This is a genomic window from Vibrio sp. V19_P1S1T109 (assembly GCF_002241375.1).
Lineage (GTDB): Bacteria > Pseudomonadota > Gammaproteobacteria > Enterobacterales > Vibrionaceae > Vibrio > Vibrio anguillarum.
Map to the genome: position 1 here is coordinate 1 of NZ_NDIM01000205.1, position 3,211 is coordinate 3,211.

3 protein-coding genes and 1 pseudogene are annotated in these 3,211 nt (G+C 44.2%); 3 read left to right on the forward strand and 1 reads right to left on the reverse strand.

The annotated features are described in order from the left end of the window. The first annotated feature begins 25 nt into the window (after window positions 1-25). The 3 genes and pseudogenes from tnaA to B9J87_RS09770 all read left to right on the forward strand — a co-directional run. Window positions 26-1,444 carry a tryptophanase gene (tnaA, locus tag B9J87_RS09760; RefSeq protein ID WP_017043367.1) on the forward strand — a complete coding sequence of 473 codons (1,419 nt, stop codon included), beginning with the start codon at window positions 26-28 and terminating at the stop codon, window positions 1,442-1,444. Window positions 1,445-1,560: 116 nt separating this feature from the next. After that, window positions 1,561-2,775 carry an aromatic amino acid transporter gene (locus B9J87_RS09765; RefSeq protein ID WP_026028108.1) on the forward strand — a complete coding sequence of 405 codons (1,215 nt, stop codon included), beginning with the start codon at window positions 1,561-1,563 and terminating at the stop codon, window positions 2,773-2,775. Window positions 2,776-2,824: 49 nt separating this feature from the next. Further along, window positions 2,825-2,935: pseudogene (locus B9J87_RS09770) on the forward strand (Rid family hydrolase); the annotation flags it as partial. Window positions 2,936-2,989: 54 nt separating this feature from the next. On the opposite strand, the gene B9J87_RS17765 reads toward B9J87_RS09770, so the two are convergent. Then, the gene (locus B9J87_RS17765) at window positions 2,990-3,142 is read right to left on the reverse strand and encodes a hypothetical protein (RefSeq protein ID WP_161441836.1); all 153 of its coding nucleotides are present in this window, start codon (window positions 3,140-3,142) and stop codon (window positions 2,990-2,992) included. Window positions 3,143-3,211 lie beyond the last annotated feature (69 nt).

Here is a 3,211-nt window from a genome sequence, read left to right on the forward strand (position 1 = left end):
ATTTAAATTATTCAAAGGTATTATCATGGAAAACTTTAAACACTTACCAGAACCCTTCCGCATTCGTGTTGTTGAACCAGTAAAACGTACAACACGTGAATATCGCGAAGAAGCCATCCTTAAAGCGGGTATGAACCCATTCCTTATCGATAGTGACGATGTATTTATTGACCTTCTCACTGATAGCGGCACAGGCTCTATTACTCAAAGAATGCAAGCAGCAATGCTAATGGGTGACGAGGCTTACAGTGGCAGCCGCAGCTACTATGCGCTGGCGAATGCGGTGAAAGATATCTTCGGTTATGAGTTAACTATCCCAACTCACCAAGGCCGTGGTGCAGAGCAAATCTATATTCCTGTTCTAATTAAAAAGCGTGAGCAAGAAAAAGGCCTCGATCGTTCAAAAATGGTGGCGCTGTCTAACTACTTCTTCGACACCACTCAAGGTCACACTCAGGTTAACTGTTGTGTGGCGAAAAACGTCTATACCGAAGATGCGTTCGATACATCTGTCAATGCAGATTTCAAAGGTAACTTTGATATCGCGAAACTGGAAATGGCGATTGAAGAAGCAGGGCCTGCGAACGTACCTTACATTGTCAGCACGATTACTTGTAACTCTGCCGGTGGTCAGCCTGTCTCTATCGCTAACTTAAAAGCGGTATACGAGATTGCTCAACGCTACGATATTCCTGTCATCATGGACTCTGCGCGCTTTGCTGAGAATGCTTACTTTATTCAGCAACGCGAACCGGGTTATCAAAATTGGACTATCGAAGAAATCACTCGTGAAACCTATAAATACGCAGATGGTTTAGCCATGTCTGCTAAGAAAGATGCAATGGTTCAAATGGGCGGTCTGTTGTGTTTCAAAGATGAATCGATGATGGACACTTACACGGAATGCCGCACGCTTTGTGTGATTCAAGAAGGTTTCCCTACTTATGGTGGTCTTGAAGGTGGTGCAATGGAGCGTCTTGCTGTCGGTCTATACGATGGCATGCGTCAAGACTGGCTAGAGTACCGTATCGGCCAGGTTCAGTACCTTGTTGATGGCCTAGAAGCCATTGGGGTTGTGTGTCAGCAGGCTGGCGGCCACGCAGCATTCGTTGATGCAGGCAAACTATTACCTCATATCCCTTCGCATCAATTCCCAGCTCATGCTTTGGCCTGTGAACTCTACAAAGTAGCAGGTATCCGCGCGGTGGAAATCGGTTCGTTACTATTAGGCCGTGATCCTGCAACGGGTAAACAACACCCTTGTCCTGCTGAGTTGTTACGCCTAACCATTCCTCGTGCTACTTACACTCAAACGCACATGGACTTTGTTATCGAAGCATTTGGGAAAGTAAAAGAGAATGCCCACAACGTAAAGGGACTCGATTTCACCTACGAGCCACAAGTGCTACGCCACTTCACAGCCCGTCTAAAGGAAGTTGAATAATCACTAACTAAAGCGCGCCTAATTGGCGCGCTATTTCCTTCTAAATCGAGCAAAACAAAATCTATAAATTTAGCGGGCTTTTTCCTCAACATGAAACTTAAACAAGAGTAACGATTATGAACAATAATCCATCTTTAGTAGGCGGAGCTTGTATCATAGCAAGCGTCTGTGTCGGAGCCGGAATGTTAGGGTTACCGAGTGCGGGAGCCGGCGCTTGGACGACTTGGTCTCTTATCACAATTACCTTCACCATGATCATGATGACACTCTCGGGTTGGATGCTATTGGAAGCATTCAAGCGTTACGATCTTAAAGTGTCTTTCAACACTGTGACCAAAGACATCCTTGGCGATAACGTCAACCGAATTAATAATTTAGCAGTTTATTTTGTCGGCGGTATCTTACTTTATGCTTACATCACATCTTCAGGTTTAATTCTAGAAGGTGTTTTAGGTATCAATAACAAAATCACATCAGTCCTGTTTGTTGCTGTTTTCTCTCTTTTCGTTTGGCACTCTACTCGAGCAGTCGACAGGATCTCTATTGTTCTTATTGCCTTTATGGTACTGAGCTTCGTATTTGGTGTTTCTGGTTTAGCCGTTAACATAGATACTAGCGTACTTTTCGACCGCATTAACGAAGAATCCAATTATGCCCCATACGCTATGGCAATGTTACCTGTGGCGTTAACTTCATTTGGTTATCATCACTCAGTGGCCAGTATGCGTTCTTACTATGGGTGTGAGCATCGCGCAAAATACGCCATTTTGGGCGGTACCGTTATCGCACTATGTCTGTACTTCCTGTGGATGGCCAGTATTTACGGTAACCTACCACGTAGCAATTTCGGCCCAGTGATTGCCCAAGGTGGTAACGTTGAAGTTCTGTTAGCAGCGTTAGGCTCTGTGATTGATTCAGACAAGGTATCGCACGCAATCAACACCTTCTCAATGGCAGCCATTCTTTCTTCGTTCATTGGAGTAGGCTTAGGTGTTTTTGATTTTCTGGCAGACCTGTTTAAATTTGAAGACAACAAACAAGGTCGAACTAAAACGTGGCTAGTGACATTTATTCCACCACTCACCCTTTCTTTATTATTCCCTTTCGGCTTTATTCTGGCGATTGGCTATGCGGGTGCTGCTGCAACAATCTGGGCTTGCTTAATTCCAGCGTTATTGGCTCGTAAATCACGCACTTTAGAAGGTGGTCAAGAAGGATTTATGGCACCGGGTGGCAACGCAATGATCGGCATGCTGATCTTATTTGGTATCGCAACCGCAGTATTCCACTTTATGTCAATGATGAACCTATTACCGACATTCAGCGGTTGAGTCAGTTTCACTACACCAATGGCAACCCACTAATGACGAGAATTACGATGGCGAGTTCTTTGAAAACCACCAAGCCTCTTTTCCAGCGCGCTCATGCGTGAAAGTTGCTCGCCTTCCTATGGATGCGAAAGTGGAAATTGAAGTGATAGCGACCAAGTAAACGCTATTCTCTAGATGATAAAAAAGACGCATCAAGCGTCTTTTTTATGTGAATTTATGCAATGTAGATTAACCCTAGCAAACCAACTACGGCGATTGTCGCGCCAAACACCATGACACTCGATAGTTTGTCAGCCAATGTCGATTGGGATTTACCTTTTTCAGAGGTGTTTTTATTTTCTAATAGCGAAAGAAGTGCTGAGTTCATGATTTACTACACCTTGTTACATTGTATACAGGTTGCGTATTCTATCTTTTTTGTGAACCTCGTCAAACT